The following is a 21,049-nucleotide window of genomic DNA, read 5'->3' as shown; positions in this document are numbered from 1 at the left end:
CAGCTAACGGTTCCCGCTATCAGGGTCCGTAGGGGACTTTCACCCCCAAGTCATCCGGCCAACCACCACGGCGGACCGGATAGCGCCTAATTGGCGCTGCGCGCCATGCCTGGCGCACCATAAAAAAGCCCCGCAGTGGCGGGGCACAACAGCATAGCATTAGATAAAAGTTAGCGGGCGAATAGAAAGGCAGCCGCGCCTTGTCATCACGTTGATCACAAAATAATCAGCGTCGCCAGCCCCAAGAACGATAGAAAGCCAACGACATCCGTAACGGTGGTCAGGATCACCGCGCCGGATAGAGCAGGGTCAATTTGCAGCCTTTTGAGTACCAAGGGGATCAGTACACCAGACATATTGGCGAGGCTCATGTTGATAAAAATCGCCAGCGTGATGACCAGAGTAATGAGCGGGTCGCTAAACCACAGGTAGGAAATACCGCCGACCACCAGCGCCCATACCAAGCCGTTCAGCATGCCCACCCACAGCTCTTTGTTGTAGAGCCACTGCTTGTTGTTACCGGCGATTTGCCCAAGCGCTAAGCCGCGAATGACCACCGTTAGCGTCTGGCTGCCAGCAATCCCGCCCATGCTAGCGACCACCGGCATGAGGATAGCGAGCGCTACAACTTGATCCAGCACCGCTTCAAACTGACCGATCACAAAGGCGGCTAGAAAGGCGGTTAATAGGTTGATACCAAGCCAAATGCCGCGGCTCTTGGCACTGCGCAAAATCGGGGTGAACACTTCCTCTTCGTCGCTCACGCCGGACATGTGTTTCAAGGTCATGTCGGCATCGTCTTGGGTAATTTCCAGTACGTCGGCGGCGTTTAATTGGCCTACCAGTAGCCCGTCGCTATCACATACCGGCACAAAGGACAGCTCTTTGGAGCGCAGCAGGGCGGCGGCTTCGCTGACTTTCATCTGGTCGTTGAGCGTGTAGGGAGCATCGTCCATGAACTCGTCCACGGTGCTCTCCTGGGGCTGTTTGACCAAATCAATCAGCGTCAGGGTGCCCAGTAGGCGCTTGTCCTTATCGGTGATCATGATCTGCTGAGAGTCATCGTCGAGCAGGTGGTGAATACGGATGTAACGCTGCACGGCTTCCAGCGACATGCCCTGCTTCACATTGACCGTTTCCGGGTCCATGTAGCGGCCAACCATGTCCTCTTCATAGGCATGAAGATTCTCGACCTGGGCGCGGATCTCCTGGTCTAGACTGGCGTAGACGGTGGTTTTGATCTCTTCGTCAGCAACATCGAGAACCTCGGCGACTTCCTGGGCATCCAGGCCCTTAACAATTTGCTCAACGTCGCTGGCGGTCAGGTCTTCGATGTAGTCGGCACGGATGTCTTCATCGACTTCGGCCAGCACCTCGCCGAGCATCGTTTCTGGAATGTACTCCCACAGCAAATCACGGGTTTTGGCGGGAAAAGACTCAAGAGTGCGCGCAATCGCTAAAATATCGAGCTCATTAAACAGCTCGTTTAAGGCAGCGGTATCTTCTTCGTCTAGCAACTTTTGAAGATAGAGCAGCTGCTCCTCGGTGTTGGTGTATTTCTCTTCATCGCGCATAGAGTCCATCCTTTGGGGAATTAATTTTTAACACAACTACTTGAAAGCGCTTGATAGCTCACTATGAATCTTAGCGATAGCCTGGGTTGAAAGCCATGCAGGCTTATTGACCGACATAATTAAGGAGAGCGTAGTGGCGCATGGTGGCTGATGAGCTTATCCGCAGCATTATTCATATAGCGCCTGCCATCGAACCGTCATTAAAAAGTCGCTTACCCGTCATACATATTTCATTTTGCGCTACTAGCCTCTTCAAAAAACCGTTATGACCATGTCCATGACTACGAGGGGCTCCATGAGCAAGGAAATCGAAGATCACCGCCTGTTTAACCACAGCCATAACCAGCCATTTGCCGAGGTGCTGGCTCAGCACGTCTCCCGGCGCGACGTAATGCGGGGCGGCCTGGGGTTGGCGGCGGCTTCTATGCTGGGGTTTGGCGGTGCGGCTCAAGCACTCGCAGGCGAACAGGCGAAGACGCCACTAACCCTCGCGTTTGAAGCGGTGCGTGGTTCTCGTACCGACGCCATCGTTGTGCCGGAAGGATACGTGGCTCAAGTGTTAGTGCCCTGGGGCACGCCGCTGCAGACAGGCCAAGAGTGGCAGGCTGAGCAGCCAATGACGCCCGAGCGCCAAGCGATAAGCGTGGGCATGCACCACGACGGCATGGCCGGTTTTGCCCTGGATGCGGATAACGCCTCGCGCCGTTTTGTACTGGCGCTGAATAACGAATACATCGACCAAGATGCGCTGTGGGCGCCCCAAGGTGGACCGACCAATGCCGAAGCGGGCGCGCGTCCAGCGGACGAGTCACGCACTGAAATCAACGCCCATGGCGTGACGATCGTCGAAGTAGAGAAAGACGCCAGCGGCCAGTGGTCTCACGTTGCTAATTCGCCCTATAACCGCCGCTTCACCAGCGCCACGGTGATGGATCTTGCCGGCCCCGTGGCGGGTAGCGACTATGTAAAAACTCAGTTCTCCCCTGACGGCACGCAGACTCGCGGTACCAATAACAACTGCGGTAACGGCGTGACGCCCTGGGGCACCTATATCGCCTGTGAAGAGAACTGGCCCGATATCTTCGTCAACCGTGGCGAGCGCTTCCAAGATGATGCGCGCATCGGTATTCCTACGGATAAAAGCCGCTATGGCTGGGATACCTCGGCGGGCGACGCCACCGAGCAGAACGGTGAGTTTGCGCGCTTTGATATCACTCCACGCGGTGAGCGTGCCGAAGATGACTACCGCAACGAGGCACGTACCTTCGGCTACCAAGTAGAAGTCGACCCTTACAGCGGTGCTCGTGCGGTGAAGCGTACGGCGCTGGGGCGTTTTCGTCATGAAGGGTGCTGGCTGGGCAAATTAGAAGCGGGCAAGCCCATCGTTTACTATTCAGGCCACGATGCCCGTAACGAGTATGTCTATAAGTACGTCTCTGATGCCGCCTGGGATCCCGCCGATGCCAACCGCCCCGGCGCAGAGTACGACCGCCTCGCCATTGGCAGTAAATATATGGATAACGGCACGCTCTACGTGGCGCGCTTCCATGCTGATGGCAGTGGCGAGTGGCTGCCGCTCACACCGAGCGCCAAGACCCAGGATGGTCGCACGCTGGCCGCCGCACTTGGCCTGGCCGAGAACGACTTGGCAGGCATCATCATCAACACCTGCGATGCCGCCGACCTGCTGGGCGCCACGCCAATGGACCGCCCCGAGTGGGCCACGGTAGACCCGGCCTCGGGTGAGGTGTATCTAACGCTCACCAATAACACCCAGCGCAGTGAAGAGGGCAGCGATGCCACCTTCACCAACGACGGAAGCGAGCTTGCCCAGCCGGGCGTTGGCTTCGCTACCGCCCCTGCGAACGCCGCGAACCCCCGCGCCAATAACGAGGCCGGGCACGTGATTCGTTGGCGGGAGAGCCGCTTGCCCAACGCCTTCACCTGGGAAGTGTTTGTGTTCGGCGCAGCCGCCGATGACGCCGATAACCACTCCGGGCTAAACGAGATGAACCAGTTTGCCAGCCCCGATGGCCTGTGGTTCGACGAGCGTGAAGACGGCCAAGGCATTCTCTGGATTCAGACCGACAACGGCTATGAAGGTGTTACCGAGCACACCAACGACCAGCTACTGGCCGTGGTGCCCCAAGGGTTAGAGGATATTCGCGGTACGGGGCCGGTGATCAATAGTAGCAACCAGCAACAGCTCAAACGCTTTGCGGTGGGGCCGAACGGCTGTGAAGTTACCGGCATCTTTGCCACGCCAGATAAAACCGCGCTGTTCATCAACATCCAGCACCCCGGCAACTGGCCAGCGGATGCTAGTGCGTTGGTGCAAGACGCCACTGCGGCGGCGAGTGGTCAAGTACGCCCGCGTGCGGCTACCGTGGTGATTCAGAAGCGCGATGGTGGGCCGGTGGGGGTGTAAACCGCCCCGCCCACCATAGCGGTCATGCAGAGCGTCATTGCCATTCTAAGGGCGTCGAGCCATCTTCAGGCTCGACGCCTTTTATCGCTATTTTTTCATCGCACACCTCCAACGTACACCTGCTTTCTAGTGGCATTACGCCTGCTGAAAGGGTGTCATGTATGTCAATAAGAAGGAGGGGCGCGACCTCTGATCACTAGCTTGATGCTCAACCTTGGATCAATCAAACGAAAAGAATTACACTGTGCCTTAAGTTTTTCTGAAAGGTGCTGTGATGAATCAGTTCGCTGGTGCGGAGACTAATCGGGCCGCTTTGCCATTACTGGATAGCGAGGTGCTGCGTACCTTTGTAACAATTGCGGAAAGTGGCAGTTTTACTCGCGCTGCCCAGCAATTGTTTCGGACTCCTTCCGCGCTGAGCATGCAGATCAAACGCCTGGAAGAGATACTGGGGCAGAACCTTTTTGTGCGTGAAGCGCGCCAGGTGCGATTGACGGCAGAGGGGGAAGTGCTGCTTGGCTATAGTCGGCGGTTGTTGAAACTCAATGCTGAGGCAGTGACTCAATTCTTGGCGCCGGCACTGGAAGGGCGTGTAGGCCTGGGCATAACCGATGATGTTGTCTGGCGTGTACTGCCCACCGTACTGGCCCAGTTTGCCCGCTCTCATCCTGCCGTGCAGGTCGATGTGATTGTTGGCCGCAGCGTAGAGCTGCTCGCAAGATTGGATGAGTCGGAACTTGATCTGGCTCTGGTGATGGCGGGAGAGCCTGGGCAGGCGAGGCGTGGCGAGATTGTGCATAGCGAGCCGCTGGTATGGGCGGGTCGTGAAGATGGTGTTGCCGTACAGCGTACGCCGCTGCCGGTGACCCTGGCTCAACAGGGTTGTGCATGGCGTAGAATTGCACTCCAGGCACTGGATAGCGCTGGGATGAACTATCGAATTGCCTACTCCTGCGACCACTGTGCCGGGCAAGAAGCCGCCATGTTGGCGGATCTGGCTATTTCACCGTTTCCAAAAAGCTTAATTCGCCCCCCGCTCAAACGTCTCACTCGTGATTTGCTTCCCCCGCTGGGCGATTATCAGGTAGCGCTGGTTAAACGGCCTGGTAGTGGCGATGCCAGCGAAGTGTTGGCCGAGCGGGTGGTGGAGGCTTTTCGTGAAGGATGAGCTGACGTCATTAGTCATTCGGAAAGATTGTAAAGTCGGCTAACGAGGTGCCTTTATCAACTCGCTGTCATCTTCATAGGTGAGATTGGTTTCCCAGCTTTCGCTGCTGGTGGCTATCGCCGCATGGATACCAGCGGTGTCGCCTGCTTTGAAAGCCGCATAGATAGCTTTATGGTCCTTCAGTGCGGTTTCGGGAAGTGAGCGCATGGAAGTTTCCAATGCGGCTTCGGTTAGTTGCAGTAAGGTTTCCCCGACGCGGATGGTCATGGGGTTATGGGTGCTGTGTAGAATGGCGCGATGGAAGGCTATATCGTGCTTTGAAGTCTGAACGCTCGCGCGGATGGCCTCTTCCATGGCGTCGATACTCTGCTGAATACGCTGATGATCCTCTGCCGTTGCCCCGTGCATTGCTTGAAGCGTATAAGCCGGTTCGAACATGCGACGAAACTCCAGTACATCTCGCGTCATGCCTCGTGCCAGGATCATCCCAAACGCCATAGGATCCACTAGCGGTGTGCCTGGTTCACGGCGAATAATGGTACCTTGACCTCGTTTTACTTCCACAATTCCAATGGCTTGTAGCATTTTAATGGCTTCACGCACGCTGGATTTTCCAATTCCTAAGCTTTGGGTTAGCTCCGTCTCTGAGGGCAGGTAATCACCAGGCTTCAGGTCACCACGTATCAAAGCGCTTTTTATGCGTTCGAGAAGTTGTAGCGCTACAGAACTGCGCTCCATTGAATCCCCAAAAGGCGGCTTGTTCGAGAAAGTGGTCTCGTACTGGTGTTTCAAACTCATGTAGGCCTCGCGTGACTCATGGATGTCTATCCCATTCTATCAATGCCTTAAGCCTAGCGGCTCCAGGCGTTTGCTTGCATATATTTAAAAAGAATATGTTTATCTTGCTTTGGTTTTATTACTTGCCTTGATTATGGTTTGTTTTTAGGGCTAGCATGATATCAGACATCTGATGTCTGGTGTTTAGGTAGGCCCAAGCACGCTGAAGCGAGAATTAGCATGACGAAGAAGCGCATAGTGGTACTGACAACTGGCGGCACTATTGCTAGCAAGCCTAGCGAGTCAGGTCGTAGTGAATCAGGTGCATTGAGCGGTGAACATTTGCTCAGTCAGGTAACGTTACCGCAGGGCGCTGATATCACGTTAGAAGTGGTATCAATCCTACAGAAGCCCAGTAATGCGATTACCCTCTCTGACCTTGCTGAGCTTTATCGTCATGGCCGGGAGGCGTTAGACCGTGAAGAGGTCGATGGTTTAGTGATCACCCATGGCACCGATACGTTAGAAGAAACAGCGTATTTTCTCTCGCTGACATTACCCATTGATAAGCCTTGCGTGATCACTGGCTCTCAGCGGGCGCCCCACCAATTAGGCACTGATGCTTTTAAAAATATTTGTGATTCCGTTGTAGCAGCGGCAGATGACCAATTGCGTCAGTTGGGCTGCGTAGTGGTATTTAATGAGTCGATCTTTGCAGCGCGCTACGCACGCAAGGTAAATAGTTTTCAACTGAATGGTTTTGAAGCCCCAGGCGTAGGGCCAATGGGGTATGTCGATGGTCGTCGGGTGAAGCTTTATTACACGGCTGCGGCGATCACTTCACCCATGACGGGATGGGACTTCCCGTTACCCAGAGTTGACCTGCTTCCCGCCTATTTGGATGCCTCTCCGGCGTTACTAAAAGCCTGTATTGAGAGTGGGGCAAAAGCTGTTGTGATTGATGGTTTGGGGCGTGGTCATGTGCCTCCAAGTTGGATGGCTCCGATCAAAGAGCTGATTAACGCGGGTGTCCCCATAGCGATAGTCAGTAACTGCGCTCAAGGACCGGTAAACACTAGCTATGAATTTAGCGGCAGTTTAGCCGACTTAGCGTCGGCTGGAGTGCTAATGCTTAACGATATCAGTGCACGTAAGGCAAGGCTTGCCCTTGCACTGTTACTGAGCAATACCCCAAGCGCAGCGCTAGGGGAGGCGATGGAGCGCATTATGTCCTGAGCATTTAATCCTGCTCAGGTCTCAGGAAACAAAAGAGTAATTCACCATAACTAAATAAGGTGCTGGACATGAAACTAACATTAAAGAAAGCCACACTCTCTGCTGCCATTGCAGTCGCTTCTTTAGGAGCTGCCCAGCTTCATGCAGCAGACTACACTTTCAGTTTCGCCCATGTGTTAATTGAAGACACACCTAACGGTCAGGCGGCGCTACGCTTTAAAGAAGAGGTAGAAGAGAAGTCAAACGGTCGTATTGCAATTAACGTATTACCTGCTGCGCAAGTGGGTGGTGACGTTGAGATTATTGAGCAGGTTCAAATGGGCCTAGTCGATATCGGTATTCCCCCAACTGCTACGCTGGGCAACTTTGAGCCACGCATGCAGATTTTGGATTTACCGTTCTTAATTGCCGATTACGACACCATGGTGGAAACCCTGGATGGTGAAGTAGGCCGTGAAATCCTCGATACCTTAAGTGGCCATAACATGTATGGCGTTAACTTCTGGGGCGCGGGTTTCCGCCATATCACTAACAATGATCGCCCGATCGAAACTCCTGAGGATATGGATAGCATCCGCATGCGTACCATGCAGGCGCCTATCATCATCTCCACCTATGAAAACCTGGGCGCTAACGCCACCGCAATGGCCTTCACCGAGGTTTACAACGGCCTGCAGCAAGGCGTGGTGTCGGGTCAGGAAAACCCACTGGCCAATATCTATACCATGCGTTTCCATGAGGTGCAGGATTATCTCTCGCTAACCAATCACGCTTACCACGCCTATGCTGCAGTAATGAATCAGGACTCCTGGGACTCGCTGCCGGAAGATCTGCAGGCGGTCATGCTGGAAGCTTTCGATAACGGTCGAGACACTTCCCGTGAGCTAACACTGCAGGACGAAGAAACCATCTTGGAGGAGATTAAAGACGAAATTGCGATCAACGAACTCACCTCAGAGCAGCGTGACGCCTTTATTGAAGCCAGTATGCCAGTGCATGAAGAGTATGAAGATATCGTTACTACGGAGCTGCTACATAAAGTTTATGACGCAGTAGGTATCGAGTATTAAGTCTAAGCTTTATCAATAAAGCTGTTCTCTGCTGACCCATTAGGGGTGTGGATATCTCATGTTCGAAGCGCTCAACAAATGTCTTGATCGCTTGGAAAGTGTGGCGATGGTCGTTTTCATGTCGATTGCGACCGTCCTCACTACCATCCAAGTCGTGTATCGCTACGGCTTTAGCGGTTCGCTATTTTGGGCTGAAGAAGTCGTTATCTATTCCATTATTTGTATGAGTTTTGTGGGTGCCAGTATGGGTGTCCGTCATGGCACTCATATTTCGGTGGATGTGCTTAATGCCATTGCCTCGCCCGCTGTGAACCGCTGGTTGCACATGATCGCAGCACTGATCGGTATCGTCTTCGCTGGCTTCATGACCTATTACGGCTTTGTCCTCTATTTCAGCACGCTGGACCGCGGGCAATTAACCGCTGCACTTCGCCTGCCAATGGCATGGTTCTATCTGCCGATAGGCGTATCCGGTGTTCTGCTGATTCTGCGTTATCTATGGGTCATCAATGAAGTTTGGAAAAAGCCTCCGGTGAGTCTCTCCGAAGAGCTTGTGGCTGAGTCGGATAAGCTCATTTAACCCTGGAGGGCGACCATGATTACTGCTTTATTACCGATCTTTTTTGCCGTTCTACTGCTTGGGCTACCCATCTTTGCTTCCTTGGCATTGGCGGTGTTTCTTGCGATTGAATTCTTTGGCGCCACCAATCCTGTCATCGTGCCGATGCGTATGTTTACTGGCATGAACAACTTTTCGCTGATGGCAATTCCGTTTTTTATTCTGGCGGCGGAGCTGATGCGGATTGGCGGGCTTTCAGACCGGCTGATTAATCTTGCCAAGGCGTTGGTAGGATGGGTGCCAGGCGGCTTGGCAGCAGCCACGGTGCTGTCTTGTCTCTTCTTTGGAGCCATTTCTGGCTCAAGCCCCGCCACGGTAGTTGCCATTGGCTCAATCATGTTCCCGGCGCTTGTCGCTGCTGGCTACGATAAACGCTTTGCGATTGGGTTGATCGCAACCGCCGGTACCTTGGGGCCGATCGTGCCCCCGAGTATTGCGTTGATTATCTACGGCTCTGTGACTGGCACATCCGTAGGGCGACTGTTCGCGGCAGGTCTATTACCAGCCATCGTCATTGCTTCTATTCTCATCGCCTACTGCATCGTCTTTAGCAGCATCAAGGGCTATGAACGCGCGCCTTTTCCTTCGCTGCGGCAAATTTTAGTTGCCTTTAAAGATGCTGCCTGGGGCCTTGGGCTTCCAGTGATTCTACTGGGGGGCATTTACAGTGGCGTCTTTACTCCGACTGAATCGGCAGCGGTCGCCTGCGTATATGGCCTGTTTGTCGGCATGGTGGTCTATCGCACCATTAACGTAACGGAACTGGTGGGAACGCTAAGAAGTTCTGGTTTGATTTCCGCGACGCTGCTGCTGATTACAGCGGGTGCCTCTGCTTTCTCTTGGCTGCTCGCCATTACCGGTACGCCCAGCCAGTTGGCAGGTGAGGTGCTGTCATGGACTGACGATCCGTTTCAGGTCATGGCGCTGTTTAACGTTGTGATGATCGTTGCTGGCTTCTTCCTGGACAGCGCCTCCGCCATTATCGTGCTCTCGCCGCTGCTGCAGCCTATTGCGGCCCAGGTGGGCGTGGACCCGGTGCATTTTGGGGTGATCACGCTGATCAACTTCTCAGTAGGGATGATTACCCCGCCGGTTGGGTTGAACCTGTTCGTTGCCATGGCGATATCTAAAATGTCGCTACAGGCAGTGTTTAAGGCCTGCTTGCCGCTGATTGGTTTGATGTTGATAGCGCTGATTATCATCACCTACATTCCATGGCTTAGTACTTGGCTGCCCTCGCTCATTTATTAACCAATCGCTTGAATAGGTTAATTAATAAGGACAACGACTCATGAGCAAAACGATTGAACAAGCAGTGGCGGAGCAGGGCCTTACGTTACCGTCGATTCCAACGCCGCGTGGCCTGTTTCTACCCTGGTCTCGTTTGGGCGACCAGTTGTTTTTAGCGGGCCAGATTTGCGAACGAGACGGTGATGTTCTCTATCCTGGCAAGGTGGGCGGTGAGTTCGATCTTGAAACCGGAAAACTAGCTGCCCAGGCGTGCGCTTTGAACCTCTTGGCTGAATTGAGCGATGCTGTCGATGGCGACTTTTCCCGCGTGGTGCGCTGCGTGCGCATGAATGGTTTCGTCAATGTGGCGCCGGGTTTTCACGATGTGCCGCTGGTGATCAACGGGGCATCCGAGCTTTTTGTCGCACTATTTGGTGATGCCGGGCGTCACGTTAGAACCGCCATCGGGGTCGCGACACTACCCGGTAATGCGGCGGTGGAAGTCGAAGCTATTTTTGAAGTGCGTTAAGCACCCACAGAGGTACATAAAGCATGCAGGATTCACCTATTTTTCTACCCCTAAGGGAGCAGCGCGCACGCCTGCGGGCAGGCACCCTCACCGCGACAGCGCTAGCGGAGGCTTCTATCTCGGCGTATCAGCAGCGTGGCCAACACGACCATGCCTACCTCACCTGGAACGGTGAGCGGGCACTGGCAATGGCAAAAGCTGCCGATGCGGTGCTCGCCCAAGGTGGTGATGCGGGGGCGCTAATGGGCATGACGGTATCAATCAAGGATATCTACGCCGTGACGGGGCTGCCGACTTATGCGGGCTCTTCCCAACGCCTGCCGAAGCGCTGGGAGCGTCCCGGCCCGGTGGTGAGCACGCTATTAAAACAGCTGCCGTCTGTGATGGGTAAAACCCACACCGTTGAGTTTGCCTTTGGTGGACTGGGCACCAACGCCCACTGGGGATCACCGCGCAACCCGTGGGATAGGAATCAGCACCGCACGCCTGGAGGTTCTAGCTCCGGGGCTGGGGTGTCGCTGGTGAGTGGTACGGCGAGCTTAGCGTTTGGTACCGACACAGCTGGTTCGGTGCGTATTCCTGCCTCTATGACCGGCGTAGCGGGGCTGAAAACCACCGCCGGGCGCTGGTCGACCGAGCAGATTGTGCCGCTTTCAAGCACGCTGGATACCCCGGGGCTGCTAGCGCGACGGGTGGATGATATCGCCTTCGCGTTTGATGCCCTAGATAGCTCGCTCAGCGGTCGAGATGAGCATGTTCCGGCGACGCCGTCTCTTGCTGATCTAACCTTTGGCGTCCCAGAAACGTTTTTCTGGGACGACTGCAGCCCGGGTATCGCGGAAACGGTTTGCTCGGCAATCAAACAGCTCGAAGCCGCCGGTGCACGAATAGTCACCTTGGAACTGCCTGGCATCGATGAAGCTTACGAGTTGTTCAAACTGGGCGGTGTGGCCGCAGCAGAGCTGGCCGCGTTTCTAAAGACTGAGCTGCCCGAGATGATTGACTGCCTAGACCCGAACGTTGCCGCCCGCGTCAAAGCGGCAGATGACATGCCCGCCTGGGATTATGTACGTCGTCGCACGATCTTGGACTCGCTCTATCAATCGGCCGCCGCTCGCATGGCGGATGTCGATGCGGTGCTGACTCCCACGGTGGCGATTACTCCGCCCACTCTTGCAAGTCTTCAACCCGAAGGCGCCTATCCCAAAGCCAATATGCATGCGTTGCGCAATACGGTGATCGCTAACTTTCTGGGTCTGTGTGCCTTAACGCTGCCGGTGGGGAAAGACGCCGTGGGCATGCCGGTGGGCCTGCAAGTGTTGGCGGGGCCTTGGCAGGACGCGAAACTTTTGGCCATTGGTCAGGCGATTGAAAACGAACTGGGGACTGGCTTGGAGATTCTTGGTCAACCGCCAGTGGTGTAATTGCTAATTTTTATTAGGTGCTCCCACCCACTTGCAGCGTAAACCCCACGTCGTGCTGACGGCGGTAAACGTTTTTGCCGCTTAGGCGCCGTATAAGTTCTTTGGCGGCTAGGCGGCCCATCTCTTCTCTGGGTGAGAGAATGGTGGTGAGCTGAGGAGTGACATGCTGGCCAAGCGGCAGGCCGTTAAATCCGGCAATCGCTATGTCGCCCGGCACATTGAGGCCCTGGCGATGTGCGGCCAGTAGTGCCCCAGCGGCTAGGTCGTCATTGGCAAAGTGAATGGCTTGTGTTTGCGGGTAGAGGGTTAATACCTGCTGTAAACTCTCCGCTCCTGCTTGCAAGCTGCCTAGCGTGTCGAGTTCCACCAACGGGGCTTCTATACCCTTCGCTTTTAGCACCTCTTGATGCCCTTCGTAGCGCATGCCTGCCCGGTAATCCTGAGACAGTCGCGCGCCCACATACACGATATGGCGATAGCCTTGATCGATCAGATGAGTCGCCATGCAGCGACCGGCCGCCACATGATCCAGCCCCACGTTAAGGTCCATGCCCTTGCCCAGCTCCATCACTTCCATGATGGGATGCTCCCAATTGTTCAGAAGCGTCTGGCAAGCTTGATTATGGCGTAGCCCAGCGGTAATCAGCGCCGAGCATGACCAGCCTAAGAACGTGCGCACTAACTGATATTCGCGGTCTAGATCGTAGTCGGTGTTGCCCAGCAGTATTTGATACCCCTCTGCCTCTAAGGTCTCTTGAAGGCCTTTGATAACTTCAACAAATACCGTGTTGATCAGAGAAGGCACGATGACGGCAATCAGTTTAGAGCGCGAAGAGGCGAGGCTGCCCGCCACGAGGTTGGGCACATAGCCTAGCTGCTCAACCGCTTCCAGTACGCTATTACGCGTGCGCTCGCTGACTTTTTCAGGATGATTAAGCGCTCGAGAAGCAGTGATCGGTGAGACGCCCGCAGCTTCAGCCACTTGGCTGAGCGTCACTTGATCTGAGCGACGACGCTGCTTAGCAGCATGCGAAAAGTCTCTAGACATTGGTCGAACGCCCCTATTGTTCAGCTTGTGATGACGAAAAGAATAATCTAAAAGGAATGGTAGCGCTATCATGACAGCGCTACCATTCAATGATAAAAGCTTCGAGCAGTCTTGCTAAACGTGGCTGCTAAAAACAACAGTGAGGTAGCGGCAGGTGAGTCAAGATCAACAGCAATCCCAGCAAGTCGGCGTGATTGGCTTAGGCGCCATGGGTATGGGCACTGCCACTGCGCTACTGAGCAAAGGTTTTCAGGTCACCGGCTGTGACATTGCCAGCGGTGCACGCGAAGTATTCAGCGCTGCTGGCGGTAATAGTGTCGCAACGCCCGCCGAGCTTGCCCACTGTGACGTTGTGTTGGTGATTGTTGTGAATGGTCAACAGGCCGAAGAGGTGCTTTTCGGGGCACAGGGCGTGGTTGCCCACCTAGCGCCGGGTAGCGTGATCTTGCAATGCGCCACCGTGGCACCCAGCCAAGCTAAGCAGCTAGGCGAGCGCCTTTCTGCGGCGGGGGTGTGGATGCTGGATGCGCCCATTAGCGGTGGCGCTGCCAAGGCTAAAAGCGGTGATTTATCGGTCATGGCCTCTGGTCAGCCGGAAGTGTTCAACAAAGCGCAGCGGGTATTAGATGCCATGGCGGCCAAAGTGTATCGCTTAGGCGATACACCAGGGGTAGGTTCCAGTATGAAGCTGGTGAATCAACTGCTGGCGGGTGTGCATATTGCCACTGCGGCCGAGGCGATGGCGCTGGGTATTCGTATGGGACTCGACCCCGAGGTGATTTATGAGGTGATTACCCATTCGGCGGGTAACTCCTGGATGTTTGAGAATCGCGTGCCGCATATCTTGAGCGGTGATTACACGCCGCTGTCAGCGGTCGATATCTTCGTCAAAGACCTCAATATTGTTCATCAAACAGGTCGCGAGCTTTCACTCGCAACACCGGTGGCTGCCAGCGCGTTGCAGCAATTTACCTCGGCCAGCGGCGCAGGCTTTGGGCGGGAAGATGACTCAGCGGTGATTAAGGTTTATCAGCGCTTATCGGGCATTGCGTTGCCAGAAGCGGCCAACGATGCCAAGGGAGCGAAGTAATGAGCCATCAGGGAATCGTGTTGGGCGCTATCGCCGACGACTTTACCGGAGCCTCTGATCTCGCCAATAACTTGGTGCGTGGCGGCATGCGCTGCCTACAGGTGATTGGCGTGCCGCAAGAAGCGGTGGACTTGCACGATGTCGATGCGGTCGTGGTCGCGCTCAAGTCCCGCTCCTGCCCAGTGCAAGACGCCGTGACCGATTCTCTGGCAGCACTTGAGTGGCTACGCGAGCAGGGCGCTCTCCAGCTGTTCTTTAAGTACTGTTCCACCTTTGATTCCACTGACGAAGGCAACATTGGCCCCGTAGCCGATGCCTTGCTGGAACGGCTTCATGCCCATCAAACGGTGATGGTGCCTGCATTTCCCGTTAATGGCCGCACGGTGTACCAAGGCCACCTGTTTGTCGGTGACCGTTTGCTGAACGATAGCGGCATGCAGCACCACCCGCTCAACCCCATGCAGGATGCTGATTTGGTCCGTGTGCTCTCCCGCCAAACGCCACACCAAGTAGGCTTGGCCAACCGGGCCGTACTCGCCAAAGGGGCTGAGGCAACCCGTACTCATCTGTCGACGCTCGCCGAGCAAGGCGTACGCCATGTGATCTGCGATAGCTTGGATGAGCAGGATTTGGACGTGCTGGCCGAAGCCACAGCGTCGATGGCGCTGGTCACTGGCGGCTCTGGCCTGGGGCAAGCGCTGCCCGCTCAGTACCGCGCACTCGGTTGGCTGGAAGACATTGCAGAGCCGGGGCGTTTAGCGCCTGCTACTGGCGGTGCCTTGGTACTGTCGGGTAGCTGTTCACGGGCCACGCTGGCGCAAGTGGCGGATTTCGTGGCCAAGTATCCTGACGGCGGTTTCGCGCTTGACCCGCTGGCGCTGGCAGAGGGCGAGCAGCAACAGCAGCAGGCGCTCGCGTTTGCGCGGCAGCGGCTATCCGACAACGCGCCGGTATTAATTTACGCCTCCGCCGATCCAGAAAAAGTGAAAAGCGCGCAAGCCTCACTCGGCGTGGAGCGAGCAGGGTACCTTGTTGAAGAGGCATTAAGCCAGTTGGCGGTAACGTTAGTGCAGGAAGGCGTGGGCCGGTTATTGGTAGCGGGCGGCGAAACCTCCGGTGCCGTGGTCTCCGCGTTAGGCGTGACGACCCTGCGCATCGGTGAGCAAATCGACCCCGGCGTGCCCTGGACTCAAGCCTCGCTGCCAGGCCGCGAGGCACCACTCTCGCTGGCGCTGAAGTCTGGCAACTTTGGCGGCGTGGACTTCTTCACCCGCGCCTTCGAGGTGCTGGCATGAGCACGCCCCTTCGTCATCATCACCAGAACACCCTGCGCGAGCAGATCAGCACGCTTGGTAAATCGCTGTTCGACCGTGGCCTCACCATGGGCTCCAGCGGCAACATCAGCGTGCGGTTAGACGATGGCGGCTGGCTGATGACGCCCACCAACGCCTGCCTAGGGCGGCTGGACCCCGCGCGTATTGCCCATCTGGACCCGCACGGCCAACTGCTCAGTGGCGATAAACCTACCAAAGAGCAGTTTTTACACATGGCTATGTACGCCGAGCGCCCGCAGTCCGGTGCCATTGTGCATCTTCACTCCACTCATTCGGTGGCGGTGTCGTGTTTGCCGGGGGTAGACCCCTGCGACTGTATTCCGCCACTCACTGCCTACTACGTCATGCGGGTGGGCAAGTTACCGCTGGTGCCTTATCACATTCCTGGCGACCCCCAGCTGGGTGAAGCAGTGCGGGGCCTGGCGGGCAAGCATAGCGCGGTACTGCTGGCCAACCACGGCCCAGTGGTAGCAGGCAAAAATCTAGAAGCGGCGGTGTATGCCACCGAAGAGCTGGAAGAGACCGCCAAGCTTTACCTGCTGCTGCGGGGCGAGAACCCGCGAGGGCTGACGCCAGAGCAGGTCGCCGAACTGGAAGCGCGTTTTCCACGTGACTAGCGACGCACTGAACAAAGCACTTAATAACGCCCATAACGACAAGAGCGCCCCATGATTCGATTAGCCGCCAACCTCAGCATGCTGTTTAACGAACACGCCTTTATCGACCGCTTTGCCGCTGCTGCAGAGGCCGGCTTTAAAGGGGTGGAGTATCTATTCCCCTATGCGTTTGCTGCGAGTGACTTGCAGCACGCGTTGAAAGAGGCCCAGTTGGAGCAGGTACTGTTTAATCTGCCGCCGGGGGATTGGGAAGCCGGGGAGCGTGGTCTTGCCAGCCTACCAGGGCGGGAATCGGAGTTTCGTGATTCGGTCACCGCAGCGCTGAGCTATGCCGAGGCCCTTAACTGCCCGCGGGTTCATGCCATGGCAGGGCTTTTGCCTGACAACGCGGATGCCGCGATCCAAGCAGAGCATCACACCACCTATATTAGTAACCTACGTTTTGCGGCGAACGAGGCGGCAAAAGTAGGCAAAGATGTCCTGATTGAGCCGATAAATACCCGTGATATGCCCGGCTTTTTTCTTTCCCGCCAAACGCAGGCCATGGCTGTGCTTGACGAGGTGGGCGCCAAAAACCTCAAACTTCAGTTTGACCTGTACCACTGCCAAATCATGGATGGTGACTTAATTCGTCACCTAGAGCGTCAGTTTAACGCTATTGGCCATATTCAAATCGCCGGCGTGCCTGATCGTAACGAGCCTAATGTGGGCGAAGTGCATTACCCCGCTATTTTTGAACGCTTAAGCGCGCTGGGGTATCGCGGTTGGGTAGGGTGTGAATACCACCCCAAAACGGCTACACGAGCGGGGCTAGGATGGGGAGCGCCGAGGGGATTAATCACGCATTAAGCAGCTTGTTCTGGCCAGCGCCAGTCGCACATACGTTCACTAATACAAAAACAACGCAACATTAGGAATCGCATCATGCACATTGCCATTACCGGTGCCGCTGGCTTTTTGGGCCAGCGCCTCGCGCAGCAGTTGATCCAGCGTGGTGAGCTGCGTCAGCAATCGATCACGCAGCTAACGCTGATTGACCAAGTAGAAGCGCCGTCGCCCTCAGCAGGCACGATTACTGTGGTGTCGCGAGCAGTGGATATTACTCAGCCGCACGCATTAGACGAGGTGTTAGATCAGCGCCCTGACGTGATTTATCACTTGGCGGCCGTGGTCAGCTCTGCCGCAGAAGCCGATTTAGAACTCGGTATGCGTGTCAATTTTGATGCTACGCGGTCATTGCTAGAAGGCTGTCGTGCCCGTGGCATGCACGACACGCGCTTCATTATGGCTAGCTCCGTGGCGGCCTATGGCGGCGCACTGCCTGATGTGCTTGACGACATGACCGCCCTGCATCCGCAGAACTCTTACGGTGCCCAAAAGGCCATGTGCGAACTGCTCATCAATGATTACAGCCGTCGTGGCGAGATTGATGGCTTGGTGCTTCGCTTGCCCACCATCGTGATCCGCCCCGGCCGTCCAAATGCCGCGGCCTCCAGCTTTGCCTCCAGCATTTTGCGTGAGCCGCTCAATGGTGAAGAGGCCATCTGCCCTGTGCCCACCACCCTTGAAATGTTTGTGATGTCGCCGGGCAAAGTGGTCGATGCGCTGGAGCATGGTGCCCAGGTACCTCGTGAAGCACTCGCACCGTTTCGCGCGTTTATGCTGCCGGGCATTACGGTGAGCGTCGCCGCTATGCTTGAAGCGCTTCGCACGGCGGCCGGGGAGCAGGCCCTAGCGCTCGTTAAACATGCACCCGACCCGCGTATCGAAGCCATTGTCGCCAGTTGGCCCGCCCGCTTTGAAACTGCAAAAGCGAGTCAGCTTGGCTTTGTCGGCGACGATGACTTTACCCAAATCATCGATAGCTTTATGGCTGAGCAGCACCCATGAACGGCTATTGCCCATCTGATTCACCCCACTGCCGATAGGGCAGAACGCCACAAGGAGACGCCAACGCCTCCTTCACTACTCACCCTCACAACAACATAAAGAGGGATTTATCATGACCAAGCGCTTCACTCGACATGCACTCGTGACTGCTATCAGCGCCCTGGCGACGGCCAGCATTGCACTGCACGCTCAGGCAGCCACGGATATCAGTTTGGGGCACACGCTCTCTTCCACCTCTCACTACTCGGTAGGTGCCGAGGCGTTTAAAGAGACACTAGAACGTCTATCCGACGGAGCCTTTACGGTCACTGAGCACGCCTCCGGCTCTCTCGGTGGCGAGCGAGAAATGATCGAAGGCCTGCAGATTGGCACCGTGGATGTGGTGATTACCTCTAGCGGCCCACTGGGTAACTTTGTGCCGGAAACCTACGTGCTGGATTTGCCGTTCCTGTTTGAAAACTACGACCAAGCCCGCTGTGTGCTGGACAGCGAGATCGGTGACGAGCTGCTGGCGAAGATGAGCGATCATGGCTTGGTCGGTATGGCGTGGTCAGAAAACGGTTTCCGTCACCTCACTAACAGTCAGCGTGAAATTGCTAGCCCAGCGGATGCGGAAGGGTTACGGGTCCGCACCATGGAGAACGCAGTACACCAAGAAGCGTTCCGCCAAATGGGCGCACGACCAACACCGATGGCGTTCCCGGAGCTATTCACCGCGCTTCAACAAGGCACGGTCGATGGCCAGGAAAACCCGATTACGGTCATTGTAGCCACCAACTTCTGGGAAGTGCAGGACTACCTTTCCCTGACCGGGCACGTTTACTCACCGGCCATCGTACTGGGCTCACCGATCTTGCTAGATGGCCTCAGCGAAGAGGAGCGTGACTGGTTTATGCAGGCCGCAGCAGCTTCGGTAGACGCCACTCGCGAAGAAGTATCGCGCCTTGAGCGGGAAGGGGTTGCGCTGTTGGAAGCCAATGGGATGACAGTAAGAACAGAGATCGACCCTGCTCCTTTCCAGCAGGCAGTAGAACCCGCCTACGAAATTTTCACCTCACAGTATGGTAGCGACATGCTAGAACGCATCCGTGAAAAAGCGGGCAACTGTTAAGCACTTCCTTCACTGCGGTCTCTGGCGATGCCAGAGACCGCCTAGGCACGGTGACCTTTTATGCTAGCGGTATTGCTTCGTTTAGAGCATCAGTTAACCCGTATTGCCCTGATGATTGCTATGTTGATGTTGGTCATATCGGTCACGCTCAGCTTCTATCAGGTGCTTACGCGATTTTTGTTTAATGCGCCCTCTACCTGGACCGAGGTGGCATCTAGAACGTCCATGATTTGGTGTGTGTTTATGGCCGCTGCCGCTACGTTTCGTGGTGGCTATATGATGGCGGTTGAGGTCATCTATAAATGGATGCCTGCGCGTCTGCTCATGATGCTGGAAATGGCGATTGTGCTGTGCTGCCTATTGGTATTGGGCGTGTTAGTGCACTACGGCATTCAAATGACGCTGCGAGTGAATAGCCAGGTGATGTCGGGCATGAACATTTCCATGTCCTGGGCCTATGCCGCGATTCCCATGGGTGCTAGCTTTGCGATGGTGTCAGTGATCGCCCGTTTAGCCGCGCAGCTCAGTGGCCGCGAGAAAGTAGGGCCAGAAAACAGCGAAGTGCTGACCGATGAGCCAACGTCCACCCATGCGTCGCGTTCCAAAGAAGGAGCGTCCTCATGAATATGGTGATTGGACTATCGCTGATCGTGCTCTTTACCTTTGGCGTGCCGATTGCGATCTCTATCGTGCTCGCTTCTATTATTGGCATCGAGTTCTTTACGCGCCTGCCGTTATTACTTGTTCCACAGCAGATGTTTATTGGTATCGATAAGTTTCCGCTGATGGCGATACCGTTCTTTATTCTGGCGGGTAATTTAATGGCCGCCGGGGGCATTTCACAACGCTTGGTGGACCTTGCAAAATCCATCGTTGGGCGCGTGCAAGGCGGCCTTGCCATGTCCTGCGTCTTAACGTGCATGATGTTTGCCGCGGTGTCCGGCTCCAGCGTGGCCACAACCTTTGCCATTGGTGCCATTCTGATTCCAGCCATGGTTAAGCACGGCTATCCCAAACCGCTAGCGGCCTCTATTCAGGCGTCATCGGCGGAACTGGGCGTGCTGATTCCCCCTTCTATTCCGCTGATTCTGTATGGCGTGAGTACCGATACCTCCATTGGGCAGCTGTTTCTGGCAGGTATTGGGCCCGGCATTTTGATTGGTATGGCGCTTATCATCTTTCTTTACCTGTTCTGTAAAGTGCGTGGCTACGGTAAAGATGATTACAAAGACAGCACCGGTTTTATGATTTCGCTTAAGCGTGCCTGGGTGGCGCTGCTGATGCCGGTGGTGGTGATCGGCGGTATTTACGGAGGGATTTTTACCCCCACTGAAGCGTCGGCCGTGGCGGTGTTTTTCGCACTCATTGTGGGCGCGTTCTATTACCGCGAATTAAAGCTTGCTGACCTAGGGCCTATCTTGCGCCAAAGCGTGATCTCAACGGCGGCGGTGATGTTGATTATTGCATCGGCCGCGCTGTTTAGCTTTTTGTTAAGCCGCACAGGTTTACCGGCACAAATTGCCACGTTGGTCACCAACACCATTGAAAGCCCGATGATGTTTTTGCTGGTTGTGAATGCACTGCTGCTAATTGTCGGCATGTTCATTGAAACATCGGCCGCGATTTTAGTTCTGGCCCCGATACTCACGCCGATCGCGATTCAGTTTGGTATCCATCCTGTCCATTTTGGCTTGGTAATGGTGGTCAACTTAGCGCTGGGCATGATTACGCCGCCTCTTGGGGTGAATCTTTTTGCGGCTTGCGCTGTTGCCAAAATCTCCATTGATCAAATGCTGCCGTGGCTGGTGCGCTTTGTGCTAGTAGTGCTGGCGTGTTTGATGGCGATTACTTATATGCCTTGGATTTCAATGGGATTAGTGAATATCTTCTACGGATAGAAAAGA

At 55.4% G+C, this 21,049-nt stretch carries 19 protein-coding genes; 16 read left to right on the top strand and 3 right to left on the bottom strand.

What is annotated here, in order from left to right; all coding sequences use genetic code 11:
• Positions 1-215 precede the first annotated feature (215 nt).
• A complete protein-coding gene (gene mgtE, locus L1249_RS14900) occupies positions 216-1,574 on the bottom strand; it encodes a magnesium transporter (protein WP_228169079.1) in 1,359 nt (452 codons plus the stop codon).
• A gap of 295 nt (positions 1,575-1,869) precedes the next feature.
• On the opposite strand from mgtE, the gene L1249_RS14895 reads away from it, so the two are divergent.
• Both L1249_RS14895 and L1249_RS14890 read left to right on the top strand, forming a co-directional pair.
• Positions 1,870-4,002 carry a PhoX family protein gene (locus L1249_RS14895; RefSeq protein ID WP_228169080.1) on the top strand — a complete coding sequence of 711 codons (2,133 nt, stop codon included), beginning with the start codon at positions 1,870-1,872 and terminating at the stop codon, positions 4,000-4,002.
• Positions 4,003-4,276: 274 nt separating this feature from the next.
• Entirely contained in the window at positions 4,277-5,170 is an 894-nt protein-coding gene (locus L1249_RS14890; RefSeq protein ID WP_213262623.1) for a LysR family transcriptional regulator, read from the top strand.
• Between the two features lie 39 nt (positions 5,171-5,209).
• Here the strand turns inward: L1249_RS14890 and L1249_RS14885 are convergent, their stop codons facing one another.
• The gene (locus L1249_RS14885) at positions 5,210-5,968 is read right to left on the bottom strand and encodes a FadR/GntR family transcriptional regulator (RefSeq protein ID WP_228169081.1); all 759 of its coding nucleotides are present in this window, start codon (positions 5,966-5,968) and stop codon (positions 5,210-5,212) included.
• Positions 5,969-6,187: 219 nt separating this feature from the next.
• On the opposite strand from L1249_RS14885, the gene L1249_RS14880 reads away from it, so the two are divergent.
• The 6 genes from L1249_RS14880 to L1249_RS14855 all read left to right on the top strand — a co-directional run bounded on the left by L1249_RS14880 (position 6,188) and on the right by L1249_RS14855 (position 12,055).
• Positions 6,188-7,183: an asparaginase gene (locus tag L1249_RS14880; protein ID WP_213262624.1), complete on the top strand. Its 996-nt coding sequence runs from the start codon at positions 6,188-6,190 to the stop codon at positions 7,181-7,183.
• A gap of 68 nt (positions 7,184-7,251) precedes the next feature.
• Positions 7,252-8,253, top strand: a complete 1,002-nt coding sequence (locus tag L1249_RS14875; protein WP_213262625.1) for a TRAP transporter substrate-binding protein — start codon at positions 7,252-7,254, stop codon at positions 8,251-8,253.
• 58 nt (positions 8,254-8,311) lie between these two features.
• Positions 8,312-8,833: a TRAP transporter small permease gene (locus tag L1249_RS14870; protein ID WP_172416609.1), complete on the top strand. Its 522-nt coding sequence runs from the start codon at positions 8,312-8,314 to the stop codon at positions 8,831-8,833.
• Between the two features lie 15 nt (positions 8,834-8,848).
• Positions 8,849-10,123 (top strand): TRAP transporter large permease, encoded by a 1,275-nt coding sequence (locus tag L1249_RS14865; protein WP_172416608.1) that lies wholly within the window; start codon positions 8,849-8,851, stop codon positions 10,121-10,123.
• Between the two features lie 40 nt (positions 10,124-10,163).
• Positions 10,164-10,631 (top strand): RidA family protein, encoded by a 468-nt coding sequence (locus L1249_RS14860; RefSeq protein WP_172416607.1) that lies wholly within the window; start codon positions 10,164-10,166, stop codon positions 10,629-10,631.
• Positions 10,632-10,654: 23 nt separating this feature from the next.
• Positions 10,655-12,055, top strand: coding sequence for an amidase (locus tag L1249_RS14855; protein WP_172416606.1), 1,401 nt, complete (start codon positions 10,655-10,657; stop codon positions 12,053-12,055).
• A 13-nt stretch (positions 12,056-12,068) separates the two neighbouring features.
• On the opposite strand, the gene L1249_RS14850 is transcribed toward L1249_RS14855, so the two are convergent.
• A complete protein-coding gene (locus tag L1249_RS14850; RefSeq protein WP_172416605.1) occupies positions 12,069-13,103 on the bottom strand; it encodes a LacI family DNA-binding transcriptional regulator in 1,035 nt (344 codons plus the stop codon).
• A 154-nt stretch (positions 13,104-13,257) separates the two neighbouring features.
• Here L1249_RS14850 and ltnD point away from each other — a divergent pair, with 154 nt between their 5' ends.
• From ltnD to L1249_RS14810, 8 genes are all read left to right on the top strand, one after another.
• Positions 13,258-14,193 (top strand): L-threonate dehydrogenase, encoded by a 936-nt coding sequence (ltnD, locus tag L1249_RS14845; protein WP_172416604.1) that lies wholly within the window; start codon positions 13,258-13,260, stop codon positions 14,191-14,193.
• Positions 14,193-15,488 carry a 3-oxo-tetronate kinase gene (otnK, locus tag L1249_RS14840; protein ID WP_172416603.1) on the top strand — a complete coding sequence of 432 codons (1,296 nt, stop codon included), beginning with the start codon at positions 14,193-14,195 and terminating at the stop codon, positions 15,486-15,488. The genes ltnD and otnK overlap by 1 nt, the downstream gene beginning before the upstream one ends.
• A complete protein-coding gene (otnC, locus tag L1249_RS14835) occupies positions 15,485-16,144 on the top strand; it encodes a 3-oxo-tetronate 4-phosphate decarboxylase (RefSeq protein ID WP_172416602.1) in 660 nt (219 codons plus the stop codon). The genes otnK and otnC overlap by 4 nt, the downstream gene beginning before the upstream one ends.
• Positions 16,145-16,195: 51 nt before the next feature.
• Positions 16,196-16,993: a 2-oxo-tetronate isomerase gene (gene otnI, locus L1249_RS14830; protein ID WP_172416601.1), complete on the top strand. Its 798-nt coding sequence runs from the start codon at positions 16,196-16,198 to the stop codon at positions 16,991-16,993.
• Positions 16,994-17,068: 75 nt separating this feature from the next.
• Positions 17,069-18,034: a D-erythronate dehydrogenase gene (denD, locus tag L1249_RS14825; protein ID WP_062360794.1), complete on the top strand. Its 966-nt coding sequence runs from the start codon at positions 17,069-17,071 to the stop codon at positions 18,032-18,034.
• A gap of 112 nt (positions 18,035-18,146) precedes the next feature.
• Positions 18,147-19,145: a TRAP transporter substrate-binding protein gene (locus L1249_RS14820; RefSeq protein WP_074211417.1), complete on the top strand. Its 999-nt coding sequence runs from the start codon at positions 18,147-18,149 to the stop codon at positions 19,143-19,145.
• Positions 19,146-19,205: 60 nt separating this feature from the next.
• Positions 19,206-19,769, top strand: coding sequence for a TRAP transporter small permease (locus L1249_RS14815; RefSeq protein WP_054645051.1), 564 nt, complete (start codon positions 19,206-19,208; stop codon positions 19,767-19,769).
• A complete protein-coding gene (locus L1249_RS14810) occupies positions 19,766-21,043 on the top strand; it encodes a TRAP transporter large permease (protein ID WP_054641029.1) in 1,278 nt (425 codons plus the stop codon). Before L1249_RS14815 ends, L1249_RS14810 begins: the two co-directional genes overlap by 4 nt.
• The last annotated feature ends 6 nt before the right edge of the window (positions 21,044-21,049 follow it).

The organism is Halomonas sp. Cn5-12 (assembly GCF_021532545.1).
Taxonomy (GTDB): domain Bacteria; phylum Pseudomonadota; class Gammaproteobacteria; order Pseudomonadales; family Halomonadaceae; genus Vreelandella; species Vreelandella aquamarina.
This window is presented reverse-complemented; position numbering and strand designations above follow the sequence as displayed.

Excerpts from the sequence above, each read along its gene's own strand:
- mgtE (WP_228169079.1), bottom strand. The coding sequence starts at position 1,574 with ATGCGCGATGAAGAGAAATACACCAACACCGAGGAGCAGCTGCTCTAT.
- L1249_RS14895 (WP_228169080.1), top strand. The coding sequence starts at position 1,870 with ATGAGCAAGGAAATCGAAGATCACCGCCTGTTTAACCACAGCCATAAC.
- L1249_RS14890 (WP_213262623.1), top strand. The coding sequence starts at position 4,277 with ATGAATCAGTTCGCTGGTGCGGAGACTAATCGGGCCGCTTTGCCATTA.
- L1249_RS14885 (WP_228169081.1), bottom strand. The coding sequence starts at position 5,968 with ATGAGTTTGAAACACCAGTACGAGACCACTTTCTCGAACAAGCCGCCT.
- L1249_RS14880 (WP_213262624.1), top strand. The coding sequence starts at position 6,188 with ATGACGAAGAAGCGCATAGTGGTACTGACAACTGGCGGCACTATTGCT.
- L1249_RS14875 (WP_213262625.1), top strand. The coding sequence starts at position 7,252 with ATGAAACTAACATTAAAGAAAGCCACACTCTCTGCTGCCATTGCAGTC.
- L1249_RS14870 (WP_172416609.1), top strand. The coding sequence starts at position 8,312 with ATGTTCGAAGCGCTCAACAAATGTCTTGATCGCTTGGAAAGTGTGGCG.
- L1249_RS14865 (WP_172416608.1), top strand. The coding sequence starts at position 8,849 with ATGATTACTGCTTTATTACCGATCTTTTTTGCCGTTCTACTGCTTGGG.
- L1249_RS14860 (WP_172416607.1), top strand. The coding sequence starts at position 10,164 with ATGAGCAAAACGATTGAACAAGCAGTGGCGGAGCAGGGCCTTACGTTA.
- L1249_RS14855 (WP_172416606.1), top strand. The coding sequence starts at position 10,655 with ATGCAGGATTCACCTATTTTTCTACCCCTAAGGGAGCAGCGCGCACGC.
- L1249_RS14850 (WP_172416605.1), bottom strand. The coding sequence starts at position 13,103 with ATGTCTAGAGACTTTTCGCATGCTGCTAAGCAGCGTCGTCGCTCAGAT.
- otnK (WP_172416603.1), top strand. The coding sequence starts at position 14,193 with ATGAGCCATCAGGGAATCGTGTTGGGCGCTATCGCCGACGACTTTACC.
- otnC (WP_172416602.1), top strand. The coding sequence starts at position 15,485 with ATGAGCACGCCCCTTCGTCATCATCACCAGAACACCCTGCGCGAGCAG.
- otnI (WP_172416601.1), top strand. The coding sequence starts at position 16,196 with ATGATTCGATTAGCCGCCAACCTCAGCATGCTGTTTAACGAACACGCC.
- denD (WP_062360794.1), top strand. The coding sequence starts at position 17,069 with ATGCACATTGCCATTACCGGTGCCGCTGGCTTTTTGGGCCAGCGCCTC.
- L1249_RS14820 (WP_074211417.1), top strand. The coding sequence starts at position 18,147 with ATGACCAAGCGCTTCACTCGACATGCACTCGTGACTGCTATCAGCGCC.
- L1249_RS14815 (WP_054645051.1), top strand. The coding sequence starts at position 19,206 with ATGCTAGCGGTATTGCTTCGTTTAGAGCATCAGTTAACCCGTATTGCC.
- L1249_RS14810 (WP_054641029.1), top strand. The coding sequence starts at position 19,766 with ATGAATATGGTGATTGGACTATCGCTGATCGTGCTCTTTACCTTTGGC.